Source organism: Rhodococcus sp. IEGM 1351, from assembly GCF_030056875.1.
Taxonomy (GTDB): domain Bacteria; phylum Actinomycetota; class Actinomycetes; order Mycobacteriales; family Mycobacteriaceae; genus Rhodococcus_F; species Rhodococcus_F opacus.
In genome coordinates this window covers 21359-42676 of sequence record NZ_JASHKU010000022.1, presented here as the reverse complement: position 1 = coordinate 42676, position 21318 = coordinate 21359, and the positions used below count along the sequence as shown (strand labels likewise).

At 67.2% G+C, this 21318-nt stretch carries 17 protein-coding genes and 3 pseudogenes; 8 read left to right on the top strand and 12 right to left on the bottom strand.

Going from position 1 to position 21318, the window contains the following annotated elements:
- Positions 1–63: 63 nt before the first annotated feature.
- Entirely contained in the window at positions 64–882 is an 819-nt protein-coding gene (locus QM806_RS30665; protein WP_005566630.1) for an alpha/beta fold hydrolase, read from the top strand.
- On the opposite strand, the gene QM806_RS30660 is transcribed toward QM806_RS30665, so the two are convergent.
- The 5 genes from QM806_RS30660 to QM806_RS30640 form a co-directional block, all read right to left on the bottom strand.
- A complete protein-coding gene (locus QM806_RS30660) occupies positions 857–2083 on the bottom strand; it encodes a cytochrome P450 (RefSeq protein ID WP_005566631.1) in 1227 nt (408 codons plus the stop codon). The two genes, QM806_RS30665 and QM806_RS30660, sit on opposite strands and share 26 nt — an antisense overlap.
- A gap of 71 nt (positions 2084–2154) precedes the next feature.
- Complete coding sequence (locus tag QM806_RS30655) at positions 2155–2985, bottom strand: ABC transporter permease (protein ID WP_005566633.1); 831 nt, start codon at positions 2983–2985, stop codon at positions 2155–2157.
- On the bottom strand, positions 2982–3938 hold the full coding sequence (locus tag QM806_RS30650) for an ATP-binding cassette domain-containing protein (RefSeq protein ID WP_283293881.1): 957 nt from the start codon (positions 3936–3938) through the stop codon (positions 2982–2984). Before QM806_RS30650 ends, QM806_RS30655 begins: the two co-directional genes overlap by 4 nt.
- A gap of 30 nt (positions 3939–3968) precedes the next feature.
- Positions 3969–4814: a DUF4097 family beta strand repeat-containing protein gene (locus QM806_RS30645; RefSeq protein WP_064080217.1), complete on the bottom strand. Its 846-nt coding sequence runs from the start codon at positions 4812–4814 to the stop codon at positions 3969–3971.
- 73 nt (positions 4815–4887) lie between these two features.
- Positions 4888–5403: an Arc family DNA-binding protein gene (locus tag QM806_RS30640; protein ID WP_064080216.1), complete on the bottom strand. Its 516-nt coding sequence runs from the start codon at positions 5401–5403 to the stop codon at positions 4888–4890.
- A 225-nt stretch (positions 5404–5628) separates the two neighbouring features.
- On the opposite strand from QM806_RS30640, the gene QM806_RS30635 reads away from it, so the two are divergent.
- Positions 5629–6816: a serine hydrolase domain-containing protein gene (locus tag QM806_RS30635; RefSeq protein WP_043789842.1), complete on the top strand. Its 1188-nt coding sequence runs from the start codon at positions 5629–5631 to the stop codon at positions 6814–6816.
- Positions 6817–6886: 70 nt separating this feature from the next.
- Here QM806_RS30635 and QM806_RS30630 read toward each other — a convergent pair.
- Both QM806_RS30630 and QM806_RS41865 read right to left on the bottom strand, forming a co-directional pair.
- Positions 6887–7274, bottom strand: a pseudogene (locus QM806_RS30630) (dihydrofolate reductase family protein); the annotation flags it as partial.
- Positions 7275–7289: 15 nt separating this feature from the next.
- Positions 7290–7859 (bottom strand): annotated as a pseudogene (locus QM806_RS41865) (GntR family transcriptional regulator).
- Between the two features lie 162 nt (positions 7860–8021).
- On the opposite strand from QM806_RS41865, the gene QM806_RS30620 reads away from it, so the two are divergent.
- A complete protein-coding gene (locus QM806_RS30620; protein WP_169692745.1) occupies positions 8022–9854 on the top strand; it encodes a CocE/NonD family hydrolase in 1833 nt (610 codons plus the stop codon).
- 133 nt (positions 9855–9987) lie between these two features.
- Entirely contained in the window at positions 9988–11127 is a 1140-nt protein-coding gene (locus QM806_RS30615; RefSeq protein WP_007301550.1) for an EstA family serine hydrolase, read from the top strand.
- Positions 11128–11147: 20 nt separating this feature from the next.
- On the opposite strand, the gene QM806_RS30610 is transcribed toward QM806_RS30615, so the two are convergent.
- The 5 genes from QM806_RS30610 to QM806_RS30590 form a co-directional block, all read right to left on the bottom strand.
- Entirely contained in the window at positions 11148–12056 is a 909-nt protein-coding gene (locus tag QM806_RS30610; protein WP_120660370.1) for an ABC transporter substrate-binding protein, read from the bottom strand.
- A gap of 11 nt (positions 12057–12067) precedes the next feature.
- The gene (locus QM806_RS30605) at positions 12068–12823 is read right to left on the bottom strand and encodes an ABC transporter permease (protein WP_005260948.1); all 756 of its coding nucleotides are present in this window, start codon (positions 12821–12823) and stop codon (positions 12068–12070) included.
- On the bottom strand, positions 12820–13470 hold the full coding sequence (locus QM806_RS30600; RefSeq protein ID WP_005250988.1) for an ABC transporter permease: 651 nt from the start codon (positions 13468–13470) through the stop codon (positions 12820–12822). Before QM806_RS30600 ends, QM806_RS30605 begins: the two co-directional genes overlap by 4 nt.
- Complete coding sequence (locus tag QM806_RS30595; protein ID WP_283293878.1) at positions 13467–14582, bottom strand: ABC transporter ATP-binding protein; 1116 nt, start codon at positions 14580–14582, stop codon at positions 13467–13469. Before QM806_RS30595 ends, QM806_RS30600 begins: the two co-directional genes overlap by 4 nt.
- 65 nt (positions 14583–14647) lie before the next feature.
- On the bottom strand, positions 14648–16144 hold the full coding sequence (locus QM806_RS30590) for an aromatic amino acid ammonia-lyase (RefSeq protein ID WP_005571859.1): 1497 nt from the start codon (positions 16142–16144) through the stop codon (positions 14648–14650).
- 256 nt (positions 16145–16400) lie between these two features.
- On the opposite strand from QM806_RS30590, the gene QM806_RS30585 reads away from it, so the two are divergent.
- The 4 genes and pseudogenes from QM806_RS30585 to fdhD all read left to right on the top strand — a co-directional run bounded on the left by QM806_RS30585 (position 16401) and on the right by fdhD (position 21249).
- Complete coding sequence (locus QM806_RS30585) at positions 16401–17486, top strand: S-(hydroxymethyl)mycothiol dehydrogenase (protein WP_005571858.1); 1086 nt, start codon at positions 16401–16403, stop codon at positions 17484–17486.
- Entirely contained in the window at positions 17483–18115 is a 633-nt protein-coding gene (locus tag QM806_RS30580) for an MBL fold metallo-hydrolase (RefSeq protein WP_054247945.1), read from the top strand. Before QM806_RS30585 ends, QM806_RS30580 begins: the two co-directional genes overlap by 4 nt.
- 4 nt (positions 18116–18119) lie before the next feature.
- A pseudogene (locus tag QM806_RS30575) lies at positions 18120–20428 on the top strand (FdhF/YdeP family oxidoreductase).
- Positions 20428–21249, top strand: coding sequence for a formate dehydrogenase accessory sulfurtransferase FdhD (gene fdhD / locus QM806_RS30570; protein ID WP_210461032.1), 822 nt, complete (start codon positions 20428–20430; stop codon positions 21247–21249). Before QM806_RS30575 ends, fdhD begins: the two are co-directional and overlap by 1 nt.
- Positions 21250–21318 lie beyond the last annotated feature (69 nt).

Sequence of the window (21318 nt, the reverse complement as noted above, 5' to 3'; positions counted from 1 at the left end):
GGGGGACCGGGCAATTGGTTGAGCGCGGCTCGTGTGGTCGGCGTGGATCGTTAAGGTGTTGACATGGAGCGCCGGATCGACGAAGCCCTGGTCCATTACGTCGAGCACGGCGGCGGCGTGCCGCTCGTGGCTCTGCACGGCGCCGGTGTGGATCATCGTGAGATCGAGGCAGCGATCGAGGCCATCGTTCCCGGCACGGGCTACCGGCGGATCTATCCGGACCTGCCGGGGATGGGCCTCTCGACAACCGACGGGCTGACCAGCAACGACGATGTGGTGACGCTGCTCGGCGACTTCATCCACAGCCTGGGCGTGGGCCCGGTGTTGCTGGTCGGACATTCCTACGGCGCCTATCTGGCACGTGGGGTGGCCGCACAGCGACCGGACACGGTGCTCGGCCTGGCGTTGATGTGCCCGGTCACCGAGCAGTCACGACACGTGCCCGACCACGCCGTGGTTCGCCAGGACGCCGATGCCTACGACGAACTCGAACGTGCACAGTGGGCGGGGTTCGACGAGTACTTCGTCGTGCGCACGCCGTCCACTGCGCGCCGCTACCGCGACCAGGTGGTGCCGGGTACGACGCTCGTCGACGAGGATGCGCTCGGACGTATCTTCGCCGGGTGGACGGTCGACGTCGGGTCGAGCGCGTTCTCCGGGCCGACGTTGATCGTGGCCGGCCGTCGTGATTCGATCGTCGGGTACGCGGACGCGGCCGAATTGCTCGAGCGCTACCCGCACGCCACCCTGGCAGTCGTCGACGACGTCGGCCATGCGCTGATGCACGAGCGGCCAGAACTGCTCGCCGCCCTGTTCGGTGACTGGTTGGATCGGCTGACGCGCTCGGCCGACGGTTCTACCGGGCCGTTTCCGTCCAGGTGACCGGCAGTTCGTGGACGCCGTAGATGTTCATGTCGGTCCTGAGTTTCACGTCGCCGGCGGGGACGGCGAGCTCCAGGGTCGGAAAGCGGCGCAGCAATCCCTCGAAGCCGGCGCGCATCTCGACGCGGGCCAGCTGCTGGCCCAGGCACAGATGGACGCCGTGGCCGAGGGACAGGTGACCGCGGGCCTTGCGGCGGATGTCGAGGGTGTCGGGGTTGTCGAAGCGCTGGGGGTCGCGGTTGGCGGCCAGCAACGAGACGACTACCGTCGATCCCTTCCGGATCGTTTCACCGCCGAGTTCGATGTCCTCGGTGGCGTAGCGATAGAAGATGTCGGCAACGGACAGGTAGCGCAGGAGTTCCTCGACGGCGTCGGGGAGCAGGTCCGGGTCGGCGCGTAGTTCCGCCAGCTGCTCGGGGTTCTCCAGGAGCGCGAAGGTGCCCAGCGCCAGCATGTTGGCGGTGGTCTCGTGGCCGGCGAGCAGCAACAGGAAGGCGGCACCGGTCAGCTCCTCGATGGTGAGGTCGTCGTCGCGGGCCAGATCGGACAGGATGTCGTCGCCGGGGGCGGCGCGTTTGCGCGTGACCAGTTCGGAAAGGTACGTGGTCAGTGCGATGTACGCGCCCATCTTCTCGTCGAGCGGCTGGTCCTTGACCAGGAACTTGGCGGAGTTGACCTGGAAGTTCTCCCGGTCCGCGTAGGGGACACCGAGCAGTTCGCAGATCACCAGCGAGGGCACCGGCAGCGCGAACTCCTCGACCAGGTCGACCGGCGGGGTCAGGCGCGCCATCTCGTCCAGTTGCCGCTCGGCGACGTCGATGATGTGGTCTTCGAGCTGCTTCATGCGTTTGACGGTGAAGGCGCCGGTGAGTGTGCGCCGCAGCCGGGTGTGGTCCGGCGGGTCCATGGCGATGAACAGGCCCGGCACCTGCGGCGACGGCTCGGTGGCGACGGGCATGCCGGGAGTCTCGTACGGCACGTGGAGAATACCGATGTCCTGGCGGGAGCTGAACCGGGTGTCGGCCATGAGCCGGCGGACCGCGTCGTAGCCGGTGACGAGCCAGCCCTCGTGACCGTCGGGGAAGATCATGGGACTGACCGGGCGAGACTCGCGCAGCCGGGTGATCTGCTGGGGCGGGTCGAAGGGTCCCGCATCGCGCTCCATCGGGAGGCCGTACGGGATGGCGACCGTTCTACTCATCGGATTTCCTTTCGTGACGGTTGGTCTGTCGACGGCGGTGCTGCAGACCGGTTTGGCTCGGGGCCGTGCCGCTACCGCGAGTACTCGCGGTTGAAGAGCTTTTTCGACCAGAGGTATCCGCCGAGGGTGATGAGGGCGCACCAGCCGAGCGCGATCCATGCGTTGTTCCCGATCGGGGTACCCATGAGCAGGCCGCGCAGGGTTTCGATGATCGGGGTGAACGGCTGGTACTCGGCGAACCAGCGCAGCCCGGCAGGCATGGAGTCGGTGGGGACGAACCCGCTGCCGAGGAAGGGCAGCAGGACCAGCGGCATACCCACATTGCTCGCGGCCTCGACGGTCTTGCTCACCTGGCCGAGCGCGACGGAGAGCCAGACGAGCGCGAACGTCACCACCACCAGGAACCCGGCGGTGGCCAGCCACGCGCCCACCCCCGCGGTGGGCCGGAAGCCGACCAGCAGCGCCACGCCGATCACGATCGCGACGCTGAGCATCGCCTGGATCACGCTGCCCAGCACGTGTCCGGTCAGCACCGAGACGCGGGCGATGTGCATGGTGCGGAACCGGGCGATGATGCCCTCGGTCATGTCCATCGCGACCGAGATCGCTGTCCCTTGCACCGCGGCCGTCACGGTCATCAGGATGATCGCGGGCACGACGTAGTTGACGTACTCGGCGCGCCCGCCGGACACCCCGCCGAGCCCTGCGCCCAACGTGCCGCCGAACACGTAGACGAACAGCAGCAGGAAGACGACCGGCATTCCGACGAGAGTCACGGTCATCGACGGGTACCGCAGCATGTGATTGAGGTTGCGGCGCAGCATCGTTGCCGAGTCGCGCAGCGGGTGGAACCGGAGGTCCGCCGGGGCCGGCCCGGCGAGAGTGGGGGCGGGGGCGCTCATGAGGTCACCTTCTCGTTGTGGGGGTTGCCGGTGAGGGCGAGGAAGACGTCGTCGAGATCGGGGGTGTGCACGGACAGCTCGTCGACCTCGATGGCCTCGTCGTCGAGCCGGTCGATCAGAGTCTTGAGCGAGCGGAGGCTGCCGTCGCTGGGCACACGGAGGGCGAGCGCGTCGGGGTCGCGCGCGACCTGGTCGAGGACCCGCTCGGCCGCTTCGAGGCCGCGCGGGTCGGCGAACTGCAGGCGGACGTGGCTCCCGGGGATGCGGCGCTTGAGCTCGTCCGCGGTTCCCTCGGCGACCAGGCGGCCGTGGTCGAGGACCGCGATCCGGTCGGACAGTTCGTCGGCCTCCTCCAGGTACTGGGTGGTCAGGAAGATGGTGACGCCGGTTGCCACCAGGTCCCGGACGATCTGCCACATGGCCCGGCGGCTGCGTGGGTCCAGGCCGGTGGTCGGCTCGTCGAGGAAGATCACGCGCGGGCTGCCGACCAGGGTCATCGCGAGGTCGAGCCGCCGCCGCATGCCTCCGGAGTATGTCGAGACCGGCTTCGAGGCCGCGTCGACCAGGTCGAACTGTTCGAGCAGCTGGGCGGCGCGCCGCCGGCCGTCGCTGCGGGCGAGGTGGTGCAGATCCGCCATCAGCAGCAGGTTCTCCTTGCCGGTGAGCAGGTTGTCCACCGCGGAGAACTGGCCGGTGACACCGATTGCGGCGCGCACCGCGTCGGATTCGCGGGTGAGGTCGTGGCCGGCGACGCGGGCGTCACCGGCGTCGGCGCTGATCAAGGTGGACAGGATGTTGACCGTGGTGGTCTTCCCGGCGCCGTTCGCGCCGAGCAGGGAGAAGACCGTTCCCTGCGGGACGGTCAGATCGATGCCGTCGAGCACGACGTGGTCGCCGAACGACTTGCGCAACCCGGTCACCGCGATGGCCGGCTGAGATTGCCTGGTGGTCATGGTTTCCCTTTCTCGAGGTCCAGAAGTGGATCAGGAACGACGGATCGTGATGCCGCCGAAAGAGGTGTGCGCGCGGACCTCGACGGTCTCGTCGGACGCCTCGGGCCGGGTGGTGTTGTCCAGCAGGTTGCGTACCTGCCCGAACTTGGTGTTCACCTCGAGCCAGGCGGCGGTGCCCTCGGCGATGCCGATCTCCAGGTCGCCCATCGCGGTCCCGAGCTCGACCGAACCGCGGGCCACTTCGCCGAGGCGAATGCTGCCGTTGGACGTCTTCGACTCGACACTCGCGCCGGCCCGGTCGACGGAGATGTCGCCGTTCGCCGAGCGCACATGGACGTCGCCGGTGACCGCGGCGATCGCGGTGTCACCGTTGGAGTTCTTGACGATTGCGGAGCCTTCGATCTCGCCGATGCGGACCTTCCCGGAGCCGGTGCGGATCTCGGCGTTGCCCGCGACGCCGTCCGCGGTGACGTGACCGGCCGCGGTGTCCACACGCAACGGACCGGTCTGCTCGAGCCGGACGTTCCCGGTGGAGGTCTTGAACCGGCACTGCCCGAGCCGGCCCGTGCCGCTGAGGTCTCCTACCTGCACCTCGCCGGAAACCTGCGAACCGCTGGGCAGGTCGATGGACACCTCCACCGACCTGGACTTGCGGGAGAAGTCGAGTACGCGCGCTTTCGGTCCCATGACCTGGAGCACGCCGTTCGCGTAGTCGACGCGGACCCGCTGGGCGGCCTGCACGTCCGACTCATCGGATTCGTCGCTCGGGCGCACGTCGACGGTGGTGTCGGTGCGGTCGCTCGCGGTGATCCGCACATTGCCGACGCCGAGTTCGAGCGTGACGGAAATCGGTTCGGGTGTATCGAAATTGGGCATAGCTGTCCCCTCGGGATGAGTTGGTGAAACATCCCCGCAGGTCGGGGACGTGGTGTGGTGGTGGGCGGTGTGGCTAGCGCACCCAGCCGGTGAGGCTCTGCTTGGTCTGTTTGCCGCGCTGCTGGGCGTGCTGGACGCGGTCCGGTTGCTGCAGCGCGGTCGAGGCCGCGCGGACCAGCCAGGCGTTGACCGAGCGGCCCTCGTTGGCTGCGGCCTCCTCGACCGCGGCCTTGAGCTGTTCGGGTAGGCGCACGTTGATCCGCGCGGTCGGGCCGTCCTCGGCGATCGGTGTGCCGCCGTCGGCCGGTGCCGCATCGTCCTCGGCCGCTTCCTCGATCGGCTCGGCGGGCCGTGCGGTCACGACGAAGTTCGGGTCGCGTCCGCGCAGGCGCAGCTCCACCGATCCCGGGGCCAGATCTTGGGTGATCTCGTCCGTGGCGGCGGACAGTGCGTCCAGCAACGTCATCCGGATCGCAGACTCGAGCGACCCGGTCAGGCGCTCGACCAACGCACGGGATTCGTCACCGCCGGCTTCGGCGAGGGTGGCGAATTCACGTCCGAGGTTGCTCACATACGGTGTCAAATCCATGGTGCCATCGTGGCACAACAATGGCATCACCACAAGGGTTAAGTGGCTCAAATGTGGTGCCACATGGCATCACCTGGCCGTTCTGGGATGAAAAGTGCTGGTTGTTGCCGCTCGACCAGCCGATCGGATAACGGCCGGAACCTCCCTGGGCAACGACGGTCTGCGCCTAGAATCCCAGTGAGCAGCGACTCCCACTCGACCTCTGCGTACGAAGGGATCGACCCCATGAGCTTGTCGACTCGTAGCCGGCTGCGTCGAACGGCCACCGCGCTCAGCATCGTTCTTGCCCTCGCCACCGTTTCGTGCGGATCGGACGGTCGCAGCGGCGAACAGCAATCAGCGGAAAACGGTCCCGACGTCGCGCACACCGATGATCCCAACGCCGACAAGATCGTCGCTATCGTTCGCGACAAGCTGACGGAGCTCGATCTCAGCGGCGCCGTATTCGGCGTGTGGCGCGGCGACGAGGAGATCGCCGCCGGGGCGGTGGGGGAGTCTCCGCTCGGCGTTCCCGCGACGCGTGACATGCAATTGCGAGTCGGCCAGCCGATGGAACCGATGCTGTCGACAATTCTGCTGCAGCTGGGCGAGGCCGGAACGCTGAGCCTGGACGAGCCGATCGCCAAGTGGGTGCCCGACTTTCCGCGAGCCGACAAGATCACCCCGCGGATGCTCGCCAACAGCACCACCGGCATTTCGGACTACGTGACCAACCCCGATTTCCTGAAGATCTTCTACGCAAATCCGATCAAAGGCTTTACGTCTCAGGAGATCTTCGACTTGGCGAACGCCCGCCCGCCGCTGTTCGAACCGGGAACCAGCTTTGCCTACGCGCACAGCGACCTGTGCCTGCTCGGTGTGGTACTCGAGAAGGCGGCGGGAAAGCCGTTGGGCGACCTCCTGAAGGAGCGGATCTTCACGCCGCTGGGGATGGACGCGAGCAGCGTGGTGCTGACACCCCAGATGAGTGAACCGATCCTGCACGGCTATACCAACGAACGTGGCGTCTTCGAGGACTCCACGTTCTGGAATCCCACGGCGTTCCTCAACAGCGGCAACATGAACTCGACGGTGGCCGAAGTCGCGCGGTGGGTTCGTGCGCTCGGCACCGGCGAACTCCTGTCCGACACGGCGTTCACGGAGATGATGGCGGACAAGACCGCCGGGCTGGGCCCGCTGACTGCGGACAAGTACTTCGCATTCGGAACCGTTCACCTGGGCAGTTGGCTGCTCATGAACCCGGCATTCGGGGGCTACAACGGCATCGCCCTCTACGAAACGGAGTCGAAGACCACGATCGTCGTCTACGCCACGCTCGGACCGACGGCCAATGCCAACGCCAATAACACTGTGCCGATCGGCAAGGAGATCGGTGCACTCCTCTTCCCTGACAACCCGCCGAAGGTGCCCTGATCGAACCGGCACCGGCGTGGTCGCCGGACCGTTCGTGGTCTAGTGCGACTTTCGCCAGAACAGATGGTGGCCGGACGTCCTTGCCCTGGGCCGCATCCCGCGCCTGATCGAGGACCGTTGCGGGATCGGCGTCGACGAAGTGGAACGTGGTGTCGCCCGAGGGTGAACGACGGACGGGTGTGGTGGGTCAACACGAACACCGGAGTGTGGAACGGAGGCTCGTCACCCCACCAGCCGCGCCAGCCGTGGTCGTGCCAGGGACCGCGCTGCGGGCCGAATTTGTTGCGGCCCATGAACTCGGCGCCGATGTTGCGGGTGAAGTCCCGCGTGAAGTAGTCGTCGAGGCCGCGGCTTCCGCCGGGGTCGGTTCGCATGGGCCAGCTCGCCGTGGCACCGGCCCAGGCGAACATTTTCCCAGGGTCGGTGTGTCCTCCTGCGCTCTCGATGATCGGTGAGATCCGTTGTCGCTGGCGCTAACCGGCATCCTGTTGAGCGGCGAGTTGAATCCTGATCCGCGACGTCATCGATCAACGATTCATTGTTGACGGCGACCGCGGCGTCGGCGTCACCCTTGCGGGCGGCCTCGACGAGACGTTCCTGGTACCTCCACAACGAGTCGTCTCCCGCCGTGTCCAGGGTGCCCTGCGCGCCGACGATCTTGTAGGCGCGGCAGTGCTGCCACGGGGAACGGATGGAATCGACGAGCACGGGGTTCGCTGCCGCCTCGTAGAGAATGGTCAACAGTGCCTCGTCGTGATCGAGAAGCGCCACCACCCGCCGTTCGGCGATGGCGGCCCGCATGAGTTCGTACTCGGTCTGCATCCGGTCGACGTCGGCGGGGCCGATCTGCTGGGCGCCCAATCGTGGGCCTCCACCTCGAGCAACCGGCGGACGTCGTAGACATGCACCAGTTCGGCCAGGGTCAGGCCTTTCACGACCGCGCCCTTGTGGGGGACACGCTCGGCCAGACCGGCTTCCTCGAGCCGTCGGATCGTCTCGTAGACCTGGTCGGTCAACAGGGACGTTTCGGCGCGCTTGGTCACTACCACAGCTCACATATAAACCGCACGAGGGGCGCAGCCGTGTGCCAGACGACCTGCGCGAGTCTGCGAGCCGCGGTCCACACCGATGCCCGCGACACACCGGCAGCCTGAGTTGGTCGTGCGTCCAGAGCGTTTACGCTCGTCAGAGGTGCTCGGGGCGGAGTGACGGACGGCGGGTGGGCTGTGAAACACAGGGCGCGTAGATCGACTCTGGCGGTGGTGACGGCGGCGGCCGCGGTACTGACACCGATCGCGGCGGCGGCTCCGGCGACAGCCGATCCGCTCGGTTTCACGAAGACCACGCTCCATTTCCAGGTTCTCGTCGGACCGAACCGAGACGAGCCGTGCGACGTGATCGGCGACGTGTACAAGCCCGATTCGGCGTCGGCGTCGAATCGGGTGCCCGCCGTCCTCACCACCAACGGCTTCGGCGGTTCCAAGAATGACCAGGCCGGTATCGCCTCGTTCCTCGCGTCCCGCGGTTACGCGGTGCTCGCGTACTCCGGGCTGGGCTTCGGCGGTTCCGGCTGCAAGATCCACATGGACAATCCCGAGCACGACGGGCGAGCGGCGAGTGAACTGGTGAGCTTCCTCGGTGGACGCGACGGGATGGCGTTCGTCGATCCCGCGCACACCGTCCCCGTCCCCGGTCTCGACTACGTGGTGCAGGACGCGACCGCGCACCACGGCGCCGCCGAGGCGCACGATCCGCGGGTCGGCATGGTCGGCGGCTCCTACGGTGGGGCCGTGCAGTTCGCCGCGGCCTCGGTGGACCCCCGGATCGACACGATCATCCCGATGATCACCTGGAACGACCTCAGCTACTCGCTCGCGCCCAACGGCACCGACCAGACGACCGGGGTCAGCACGTCGATTCCCGGGGCGTCGAAGGTGGTGTGGTCGCTCATGTTCGGGGCCATCGGCGCGACCAACCCCCGGGCGGAGGGCTACGCGCAGGACCCCGCGCGGGCCTTCGGTTGCCCCAATTTCGCCGACCCCGCGTGCCCCGCACTGGCGCAGTCCGCGGTGCAGGGCTACCCGGACCCGGGGTCCGTCGAGTTCCTGCGCCAGTCGTCCGTGGTGTCGTACGCGGACCGGGTGAAGATCCCGGTGTTGATCATGCAGGGACAGCAGGACACCCTGTTCGACCTCAACGAATCGACGGCCACGTTCGAGACCCTGCAGGCACAGGGCAACGACGTGAAGATGATCTGGCACAGCTGGGGTCATTCCGATCTCACTCCCGCCGAGGGGGAGATCAGCATGAAGAATCCGAACCCCGACACCCAGTACGAGACGGGCCGGATGGTCGACTGGTTCGACCACTATCTGAAGGACAGCGAGGTCGACACCGGGCCGGTGTTCAGCTACTTCCGCAACTGGGTCGACTACACCGGCAACGCCGCACCCGCGTACGCCGAATCCTCGGATGTCTCGGTGGGCCAGGACTATTCGCTCTACCTCTCCGGCGACGGCGCACTCACCGACCGCCTCGACGGCATCGTTCCCGGTGCACAGACGCTGAACACGCTGCCGGTCGGCCTCCCCACCGACCGGGAAGCGCCGGACACCCGGCCGGAGAATCAGGTCCCGCAGGGCGTGGTCCCCGGCACCCAGGCCGAATGGTCGTCCGTCATCCTCGGCGCCCCGGTGGACGTGGTCGGAGCCCCGACGCTCGACGTCCGCGTCACGGCCGCACCCGCGGTCGCCGGTGTCGAGGATTCGGTCGTGGTCTTCGCGAAGCTGTACGACGTGGCTCCCGACGGCACGGAAACGCTGATCAACGGACAGGTCGCGCCGATGCGCATCGTGGCACCCGGTGAGCCCGTCCGCGTCAAGATGCCGGCCATCGTCCACCGCTTCGATGAGGGCCACCGCGTACGCCTCGTGGTATCCGGGGGAGACCCGAGCTTCCGTGGAAGTCTCGTGCCGCACCAGGTCACCATCGCCTCGGGTGATCCGGGTCAGGCGCTGATGCTGCCCGTGACCGGCTGAGGTCGGGCCCCGTCCGGACGCGAGTCGTCACGAACGAGTGATTGACATCACACGAGGAGCGGGCTCACACTGGAACCCTCAATTGAACCCGATGTCAAGATCAATTGCATCGGCTGGTGGAGAGGAACCGCAGGTGACCAAGCTCGGAGGAGTGTGCGACAAGCGCTTCACGGCGTTGCAGGAGGCCCTGAAGGACAACCTCGACTCCGGTGAGGAACTCGGCGCGTCGATCGTCGTGACCCTCGACGGAGATCCGGTGGTCGACATGTGGGGCGGATGGTCCGACACCGATCACGCCACCGAATGGGAGCGCGACACCATCACCAACGTGTGGTCGTGCACCAAGACGGTCACCGCGCTCGCCGCACTGATGCTCGTCGATCGCGGACTGCTGGATGTCTACGCGCCCGTCGCGAAGTACTGGCCGGAATTCGCCGCGGCAGGCAAGGAACGCGTCGAGGTCCGCCATCTCCTCTCGCACACGTCGGGTGTCTCGGGATGGGATCAGCCGATCACGGTCGAGGACACGTTCGACCTCGCCGGGTCGACGAAACGACTTGCCGCCCAAGCGCCGTGGTGGGAGCCGGGCACGGCGTCCGGATATCACGCGCTGAACTACGGCCATTTGATCGGCGAGGTCGTCCGCCGAATCGACGGGCGCACGCTCGGCCGTTTCGTCGCGGAGGAGATCGCCGGACCGCTGGGTGCCGACTTCCACATCGGACTGGACCCGTCGGAGTTCGGCCGGGTGTCGAACGTGGTCCCGCCGCCTCCGCTGCCGATCGACCTGGCCTCCCTCGACCCCGCCAGTGTCATCGTCAGGACGTTCACCGGCCCCGGACCGGACGCGTCCGCGTCGTGGTCCGACGAGTGGCGCAAGGCGGAGAACGGTGCGGCCGGTGGCCAGGGCAACGCCCGGTCGCTCGCCCGGATCCAGTCCGTCGTGGCCTGCGGGGGCGAGCTCGACGGCGTCCGTCTGCTGTCGCCGGACACCATCTCCCTGATCTTCGACGAGCAGTCGAACGGTGTGGATCTGGCTCTCGGACAACCGATTCGATTCGGCATCGGTTACGGACTGCCGACGCCCGTGTCCGTGCCGTTCGTCCCCGAGGGCCGCATCTGCTTCTGGGGTGGCTGGGGCGGCTCGCAGGTCGTCGTCGACACCGAACGACGGATGACCATGACGTACGTGATGAACAAGATGGGTCCGGGACTTCTCGGCTCCGACCGGACCGCCCAATATGCGACGGCGACGTTCGATGCGCTGAGGTGACGCGCCCGCCCGGGGCGTGATCAGGACGCCAGCCCCTTGTCCTCCAGCCATTCCCGGGCGATGTCGCCCATGTCCTCGAGGTCGGCCACCCGCTGGTTCATCTCGATGAGATCCTCGGTCGTCAATGCGGCCGACACGTCGGCCAGGACGCCGCGGACGTCGTCGCCTGCCTTGTTCTCGTTGATGATCGGGGTGATGTTCTCCGCCAGGAACAGGTGCTTGGTGTCCTCGAGTGCCACGAGGTTCTCCGAACGCATCGCCGGGTCGGTGCTGAACACGTCCGCCACTTCGATCTGGCCGCTCAGCAGGGCGTTGAGCGTCAGGGGACCGCCCGCGTCCAGTGCCAGGAACTCCTTGAACGTTAGGCCGTACTTGTCCCTCAGGCCTGCGACGCCGTTCTCCCGGGTCTTCCACTCGGGCGGGCCGCCGAGGGTCAGTTCGTCGGCGTGGGGCACGAGGTCCTCGATCGTCTCGAGCGAGTACTCGTCCGCGGTCTCCTGCCGCACCGCGAGAACGTCCTTGTCCTCGGCAGGGGACGGTTCCAGTGCGACGAGCCCGGCGGGCAGCTTGGCCTTGATCTCCGCGGTCACCTCGTCCGAGGCGGTCGCGGTGGTGGCGCTGTCGAGGTATTGGAGCAACGCACCCGAGTATTCGGGCAGCAGGTCGATGGAGCCGTCCCGGATGGCCGGGACGTACACCTCCCGGCTCCCGATGTTGAGCTTCTCGGTGACGTCGATGCCGTTCGCGCGCAGCGCCTCCGCGTAGATCGTCGCGATCAGCTGGCTTTCGGGGAAGTCCGCGGAGCCGACGACGATGGCGCCGTCACTGCTTCCGCCGTCGTCGGACGACAACGGGTCCTTGCCGATCCCGCATGCCGTCAACGACATCAGGGTGGCGCCGGTCAGCGCGACGATCAATGCCTTCTTCATGATGATGTCCTTCAGATCAGCGAGGGCTCGGGAGCGGATGTGGGTCGGGCCGCGACTGCGGTGTCGTCGGAACCGGATCGCTTCGTCGCGCCGCTCCGGACGCGTCGCGTCAGACCGGGTGAGACGACCCGAACCGTGAGGAATCCGATCGCCAGGTCGAATGCGAGCGCGAGGAGCGACACGAGGACCGCTCCGGCGGCCATCTGCGCGTAGTCGCTCTGCGCCTTGCCGTCGATGAGGAGACGTCCCAGTCCGCCCAGCGAGATGTAGGCCGCGACGGTCGCGGTCGAGACGATCTGCAGCACGGCGCTGCGCACACCTGACAGCATCAGCGGCAGCGCGCACGGCATCTCCACCTCGGTGAGGATCCGCATCGACCGGAACCCCATGCCCCTCGCAGCGTCCACGGCGGCCGGGTCGACCGAGCGAATGCCCGCGTACGTGTTGGTGAGAATCGGCGGGATGGCCAACAAGACCAGCACGATCAGGCTCGGAATCAGATAGGCCAGCTTGGTCGAGAACGACGGCGCGATGACGAGCACCAGCAGGATCAGCAAGCCGATGGTGGGAAGGGCGCGCAGCGAGTTGGCCAGGCCCGCGACGACGACCGCGCCGCGACCGGTGTGCCCGATGTACAGACCGAGCGGAACCGCGATCAGCGCCGCCGCGAACAGGGCGAGGAACGTGTACATCAGGTGCTGGAGGAGGAGAGCGGGAATGCCTTCGGGCCCGGTCCAATGAGCACCGTCGAGCAGAAAGTCGATCATGATGCGACCACCTTCGGGGTCCACGGTGTGAGTAACCGATTGGCGAGCACGATGAGCAGGTCGAGAACAAGCGCCAGCAGCAGGCACAGCGCGATACCGGTGATGATGGGTGTGTAGAAACGCAACTGGAAGCCCTGGGTGAACAGTGACCCGATCTGCGGGATCCCGAGCAGCGCGGCGAGAGAAACGAGGCTGACGTTCGACACGACCGCGACGCGCAGTCCGGCGCAGATGACGGGAACGCCCACCGGCAGCTGGACTTTCAGCAGAGTCTGGTAGGGCCGGTAGCCCATCGCCGTGGCGGCGAGCACCGTCTCCTGCGGCACCGAATCCAGGGCGTCGGCGATGACGCGGACGAGCAGGGCGACGGTGTAGATCGTCAGCGCGACGACGATGTTCATCGGATCGAGGATCTTCGTTCCGAGGATCGGCGGGAGCAGGACGAACAGCGCCAGCGACGGGATCGTGTAGAGCAGGCCGGCCGTCCCCACCACATAGGGGTTGATCCGGCGACTGCGATGCGCCAGCCAGCCGATCGGCAACGCGACGATCACGCCGACGACGAGCGGCACGAGCGAGAGCAGGATGTGCCAGCCGACCAGTTCGGCGATGCGATCGGACTGGCGGCCCAGCCATTCGATGTTCATCGGGCCATCGCCTCCGCGGCCACGAGATCCGCCGACTCGATCGCCGCCACCGCCGCGTGTGCCGTCACGGTTCCCACGAGCACACCGTCGCCGTCGACGACGACACCGCGTTTGCTGGGTGCGGACAGGGCGGCGTCGAGCAGGGCCCGCATCGTCCCGTGCGCATCGGCGACCGTGCCACTGAGATTCACGTCGTCCGGGCGAATGCGGTCGACGACCGTCGCCGGTTGCACCCAGCCGATCGGCTTGTTCGCCGGGTCGACGACGAGCAACCAGTCGTCCGTGGTCCGCGTGCGGGCGTCGGATGCCGAATCACCCAGACGAGCAACGGGTTCGGCAACCGTCTCCACGCGGCCGTCGAGGTTCGAGAAACCCAGCGAACGGTAGCCGCGGTCGCGTCCGACGAAGTCGGCGACGAACTCGTCGGCGGGTTCGGTCAGCAACTCCAGCGGCGTCGCCGACTGCGCCAGGATCCCGCCGGTCCGCAACACGACGACCTGATCGCCGAGCTTGAGGGCCTCGTCGATGTCGTGCGTGACGATGATGATCGTCTTGCCGATGTCCTTCTGCAGTCTCAGGAATTTGTCCTGGAGCTGGCTCCGGACCACCGGGTCGACAGCGCTGAAGGGTTCGTCCATCAGCATGAAGGCCGGGTCCGCGGCGAGGGCGCGCGCGACCCCCACTCGCTGCTGCTGGCCACCCGAGAGCTGCCACGGATACCGGTCCGCGAAGTTCGCCGCGAGACCGACCGTCTCGAGCAGCTCCATCGCCCGGGTTCGGGCCTCCTTCTTCGTCTTTCCCCGCAATTTCGGCATCGTCGCGACGTTGTCCACGATGGTGCGGTGCGGGAACAGTCCGGCATGCTGGATGACGTACCCGATCCGCCTGCGCAACAGCGCGGGATCCATGTCCGCCGTGGATTCGCCGTCGAGGGAGATGGTTCCGGACGTCGGTTCGATCAGTCTGTTGATCATGCGAAGCGACGTAGTCTTGCCGCATCCCGACGGCCCGACGAGTGCTGTGATCTTCCCGCTCGGGCACTCGAGGTCCAGTTCGTTCACCGCTGTCGTGCCGTCCGGGTACGCCTTGGTGACTTTGTCGAATGTGATCATTCGCGTGCTACTTTCGTGTAATCCGAGTGGTGACACACTCGGAAGTTCGGTCTCGTGGGATTGCTTTACCGAGTAACGTCTTTCTCCGGATTCGGCATCTGTTCCAGAAACTTCACCGCTGCTTTCAGGTCGTCGCTCAGAGGACGGTCGGTCGTCCGCGGGTCCAGGCACCTGCGCGCCCGGTCCAGGTACGCGCCGAGTTCGGTTGTGGTGTCGAGTTCGTGGTTCTGCTGGCCGAGGGCGCGTACCGCCGAGATCAGTTCGCACGCGAGCACGATGCGGGACTGGGCGAGGATGTCGGTGAGCTGGGTGGCGGCCTGCGAGGCGAAGCTCGCGTGGTCCTCGGTTCCGCGGGAGATCACGGTGTGTCCGAGAGACCCCGGCGCCGCGGCCATCCGGATCTCGGCGATGGCCGCGGACGTCGTGTACTCCAGCAGCATGGTGCCGCTGCTGCCGGCCGGACCGTCGGCCAGGAACGGCCGGAGTCCGGTGACCACCGGATCCGAGAGATTGGCAAGCCTGCACTGCGACAACAGCGCTGCGCTCGACAGCGCGAGTTTCGCCTCGTCCACGGCGAGGGCGATCGGCATTCCGTGGAAGTTCCCGTTGTGGAACACGGCGTCGTCCTCGACGGAGATGAGGGGGTTCTCGGAGGACGAGTTCATCTCGATCGCGAGCGTGCCTCGCAACCGCTGCAGCGCCTGCCAGGTCGCCCCGAGGATCTGCGGCAGGGCGCGGAACCCGTAGGAATCCTGCACGCGGGCAGCCTGTACGCGGTGGCCCGCGAGGAGTTCCCGGACCCGGCCGGCCACCTCCTCCTGGCCGAGGTGCCTGCGGGCAGCCTGCACCCGTGCCGCGAACGGCTCGACGGAACTGCGCGTCGCCAACAGCGACAGCACACCGACGATCAGGGAGTGCTCCAGCCAGTTCGCGACGCTGTCGGTGGCCGAGGCCGCGAGCGCGACCGTCATCGCGTTGGTCGAGATCAGCGGGAGTGCGTCACCCTGGTGTGCGGTCCACCGGCTGACGAATCGACCGTCCCGCAGAGGTGCCTCGCCCATCAACCCGAGCGCGATCTCGGAGAACGCGCTGAGGTCGCCGGTGCCTATCGCCCCGCGAGCGTGCACGGTGGGCTGTTCGTCCGCCGCGACGGCAGCGATCAGCGCGGTCACGATGTCGGGGTGCAGACCGGATCCGCCGTTGAGAATCTGATTGACGCGAATGATCATGGCGGCTCGGACGACGTGATCCGGCAGTGAGGGGCCCGAGCCGGTGGCGTGGCTGCGGAGAAGTCGAAGGTCCTGGTCGACGCCGTCGGAGACGGAGGTGTCCCGGTTGCCCCCGACGCCCGTGGTGCGTCCGTAGATGGGCTGCCGTTCGGCGATGCGCACGGCTGTCTCCCACGAACGGCGTGTGTGGTCGAGCGCTGCGGGGTCGGGCTCGATCACGATGGGCTCCCGGGCGAGCGCCGTGAGTTGGTCGACGGTGAGCTGGGCGCCGTCGAGCACCACCGGAAGGGGCGGGTGCGGTTCCTCGGTCGAGCTGGAATCTCTCCGGGTCATCAGAACTCCGTGATCGATGTGGTGTGCCTCACTCTTCGAGATGTATAGTCCTGTATATACCGCGACGTGTCAACCGTCAGTTTCCCGCCATGACCTCTATCGCAATACCGCCGCGAGCGGCTGGCATTCCGGCTAGGTCAACCTCTCACTTCGATCAGTCCCTCCGTGATGTTCCAGAACGTAGGGTCTCGGGAGAGGTGCATATATGGCCATGCATCGATCCCGCTATGACTGATCGACCGAAGGAATGAGTCCAATGCCGCAGCAGGTACGAGGCGTCATCGCCCGCTCCAAGGGTGCCCCCGTCGAGATCGCGACCGTCAACATTCCGGATCCCGGTCCGGGTGAGGTGGTGGTCGATATCGCGGCGTGCGGTGTGTGCCACACGGACCTCACCTATCGCGACGGCGGGATCAACGACGAGTTCCCGTTCCTGCTCGGCCACGAGGCGTCGGGGATCGTCGAGAGTGTCGGTGAGGGTGTGACGTCGGTGGCGGTCGGCGACTTCGTCGTCCTGAACTGGCGCGCCGTCTGCGGTCAGTGCCGCGCCTGTAAGCGTGGTCGCCCGCAGTACTGCTTCGACACACACAACGCTGCGCAGAAGATGACGCTCGAGGACGGCACCGAACTCACGCCCGCCCTGGGGATCGGCGCGTTCGCCGACAAGACGCTCGTCCACGCCGGACAGTGCACCAAGGTGGATCCCTCCGCAGACCCGGCAGTCGTCGGACTGCTCGGCTGCGGCGTGATGGCCGGTCTCGGTGCCGCCGTGAACACCGGCAACGTCTCCCGCGGTGACACCGTCGCCGTCATCGGCTGCGGTGGTGTCGGCGACGCCGCGATCATGGGCGCCCGCCTGGCAGGCGCCGTGAAGATCATCGCGATCGACCGGGACGACAAGAAGCTCGAATGGGCGAAGGACCTGGGCGCGACGCACACGATCAACGGCGGCCAGGTGGACGCCGTCGAGGCCGTCCAGGAACTCACCGGCGGTTTCGGCGCCGACGTCGTGATCGATGCGGTCGGCCGCCCCGAGACGTGGAAGCAGGCGTTCTACGCCCGCGACCTCGCCGGCACCGTCGTGCTGGTCGGTGTCCCGACCCCCGACATGACCCTCGAGATGCCGCTGATCGACTTCTTCTCCCGCGGCGGATCCCTGAAGTCCTCGTGGTACGGCGACTGCCTGCCCGAGCGTGACTTCCCGATGCTCGTCGACCTGTACCAGCAGGGACGGCTGCCGCTGGAGAAGTTCGTCACCGAGCGCATCAAGATCGACGAGGTGGAGGCGGCATTCCACCGCATGCACGCCGGTGAGGTGCTGCGTTCGGTGGTCGTCCTGTGAGCGGGGCGCTGCGGATCGAGCGGGTCGTCACCGAGGGAACGTTCGCCCTCGACGGCGGAGAGTGGAACGTCGACAACAACATCTGGCTGATCGGTGACGACACCGACGTCGTGATCGTCGACGCCGCCCACGCTGCGCAGCCGATCATCGACGCGGTCGGGGACCGGCACGTGAACGCCGTGATCTGCACCCACGGTCACAACGACCATGTCACCGTCGCCCCCGAACTGGCCGAGCGTCTGCACGCCCCGGTGTTGCTGCACCCCGGGGACGATGTGCTGTGGAAGATGAGCCACCCCGACGCCAAGTACTGGCAGCTCGAGGACGAACAGCGGATCGCGATCGCGGGCACCGAGATCCAGGTGATCCACTCACCGGGTCACTCGCCCGGGTCGGTGTGCCTGTACCTGCCCGAGGCGGGGGCGCTGTTCTCCGGTGACACCCTGTTCTCGGGTGGCCCCGGCGCCACGGGCCGGTCGTACTCGGATTTCCCGACCATCATCGGGTCGATCCGGGACCGGCTGTTCGCTCTTCCCGAAGAAACACTCGTCCACACCGGTCACGGTGACGGAACCACGATCGGCACCGAGGCCCCGCACCTCGCCGAATGGATTGCACGAGGAAACTGACTCCATGACCGACACCACCGACAGGTACACCTTCGACGAGGACGATGTCGTCGTCACGCACGAGAAATCCTATGCGGCAGGTGTTCCTGCGGTGTTGGTGTCGTTGCGTCGTGGGCTCGAGCAGATGGGTCCGGTGCGCACGGCCCGGACGTTGATGAAGTTGAACCAGCGGGAGGGGTTCGACTGTCCGGGGTGTGCGTGGCCGGAGACTCCGGGGCACCGCAAGCATGCGGAGTTCTGTGAGAACGGGGCGAAGGCGGTCGCGGAGGAGGCGACCACCCGAACGGTGACGCCGGAGTTCTTCGCCGCGCATTCGGTGTCGGATCTGCTGGGTCGGACCGAGTTCTGGTTGGGTCAGCAGGGCCGGTTGACGCATCCGATGGTGCTGCTGCCGGGGGCCTCGCATTACGAGCCGATCGGCTGGGACGCGGCGTTCGCGATGATCGCCGGCGAGCTGCGGGCGTTGACGTCACCGCACGAGGCGGTGTTCTACACCTCCGGCCGCACCAGCAATGAAGCGGCGTTCGTGTATCAGTTGATGATCCGGGCGTTCGGGACGAACAACCTGCCGGACTGCTCGAACATGTGCCACGAATCGTCGGGTAGTGCGTTGGTGGAGACGATCGGGATCGGGAAGGGGTCGGTGTCGGTTCCCGACCTCGAGAACGCCGACCTGATTTTGATCGCCGGGCAGAACCCCGGCACCAACCACCCGCGGATGCTCTCGACCCTGGAGAAGGCGAAGGCCAACGGGGCGAAGGTGATCGCGATCAACCCGCTGCCCGAGGCCGGACTGTTGCGGTTCAAGGACCCGCAGAAGGTGCACGGGGTGGTCGGCGACGGTGTGCAGATCGCGGACGAGTTCCTGCAGATCCGGATCGGCGGCGACCAGGCCCTGTTCCAGGGACTGGCGAAACTGGTCCTCGACGCCGAGGACGCCGCCCCGGGCACCGTCCTCGACCACGACTTCCTGCGCGAGCACTGCGCCGGGTTCGACGACTACGCCGCCCACCTCCGCCGGAGCGTGGACATGGACACCGTCATCGCCGCCACCGGACTGACCCTGGCCCAGATCCAGCAGACCGCGGAGGCGTTGATCGCCTCGACAAAGACGATCATCTGCTGGGCGATGGGCCTGACCCAGCAGACCCACGGGGTCGCGACCATCCAGGACGCCGTCGCCCTGCTGCTGATGCGCGGGATGATCGGCAAACCCGGGGCCGGGGTGTGCCCGGTCCGCGGGCACTCCAACGTCCAAGGCGACCGGACGATGGGCATCTGGGAGAAGATGCCCGAATCGTTCCTGGCCGCGCTGGACGCCGAGTTCGGTATCCGGTCACCGCGGGAGCACGGCCTGGACGCGGTCGACTCGATTCGGGCGATGCGGGACGGGACGGCGTCGGTGTTCGTCGGGATGGGCGGCAACTTCGTCTCGGCGACCCCGGACACCGACACCACCGAGGCCGCGTTGCGGGGCTGTGCGCTGACGGTGCAGGTGTCGACGAAACTGAACCGCTCCCACCTGGTCACCGGGCGGACCGCGCTGATCCTGCCCTCGCTCGGCCGCACCGACAAGGACGTGCAGTCCGGGAAGAAACAGCAGGCACGGTCGAGGACTCGATGTCGATGGTGCACCTGTCCCGCGGCAGCCTCACCCCCGCCGGCGACCATCTGCGCAGCGAGGTCGCCATCGTCTGCGGGCTCGCGCAGGCCCTGTTCGGACCCGACCACTCAGTGCCCTGGGCGGAATTCACCGCCGACTACGACCGCATCCGCGATTCCATCGCCCGGGTCATTCCCGGGTTCGAGGACTTCAACACCAAAGTCCGCGGGCCGGACGGATTCGGACTGCCGCACCCACCGCGGGACGAACGCCGGTTCGTCACCGACACGGGCAAGGCAAACTTCGTCGTCAACGATCTGCACTGGCTGCCCGTCCCGCAGGGAAAGCTGATCCTGCAGACGATGCGCTCCCACGATCAGTACAACACCACCATCTACGGCCTCGACGACCGCTACCGCGGCGTCAAGGGCGGCCGCCGGGTGCTGTTCATCGCCGCCGAGGACATCGCCGCCCTCGGGTACACCGACGGCGACCGGGTGGACCTGATCTCCGAATGGACCACCCCCGACGGGACGGTGCAGGAGCGCCGCGCCGATGATTTCCGGCTGGTGCCCTACCCGACGCCGGTCGGGAACGTCGCCGCCTACTACCCGGAGACGAATCCGCTGATCCCGCTCGATCACGTGGCCCGCACATCGAACACCCCGGTGTCGAAGGCGATCACCATCCGCCTCGAACGGCGGCCCTGATGGGGCGTGTGACCACCCGGACCCCGGTCACCCGGATCACCGACACCCGGCAGTCCACCCGACCGGACACCGTGGTGGTGGAGGAGCCGCTCGAGATCCGGGTGAACGGGACACCGCTGGCGGTCACCATGCGCACCCCCGGTTCCGATGTCGAACTGGCGCAGGGGTTTCTGCTGACCGAGGGCATCATCGGCGACCGCGCGGACATCGCGTCGATCCGCTACTGCAACAGTGTCGACGACAACGGTGTCAACACCTACAACGTCCTCGACGTCGATCTCGCGGCCGGGGTGTTTCTGCCCGACACCGGTATCGAACGCAACTTCTACACCACCTCCTCGTGCGGGGTGTGCGGGAAGGCGTCGCTGGACGCGATCCGGCAGCGGACGAAGCACTCCCCGGCCACCGATACGGTGCGGGTGCCGGCCGCGACGATCTCGGAGTTGCCCGACCGGTTGCGGGCCGCACAGAAGGTGTTCGAGACCACCGGGGGCTTGCACGCGGCCGGATTGTTCACCCGGACCGGGGAACTGCTCGCGATCAAGGAGGATGTGGGGCGGCACAACGCCGTCGACAAGCTGATCGGCTGGGCCACCGAACAGAACCGGATCCCGCTGCGGGGAAGCATCCTGCTGGTGTCCGGCCGGGCGTCGTTCGAGCTGGCGCAGAAGGCGGTGATGGCCGGGATCCCGGTCCTCGCCGCCGTGTCCGCCCCCTCCTCGCTGGCGATCGACCTCGCCCACGACACCGGGCTCACCCTCATCGGATTCCTCCGCGGCACCACCATGAACATCTACACCCACCCGGACCGCATCACCTGACGTGAGTGGCAAATCGTGCGCACGCACACTTTGCCACTCACGTGCGGGGGTCAGTACCGGATCGGCAGC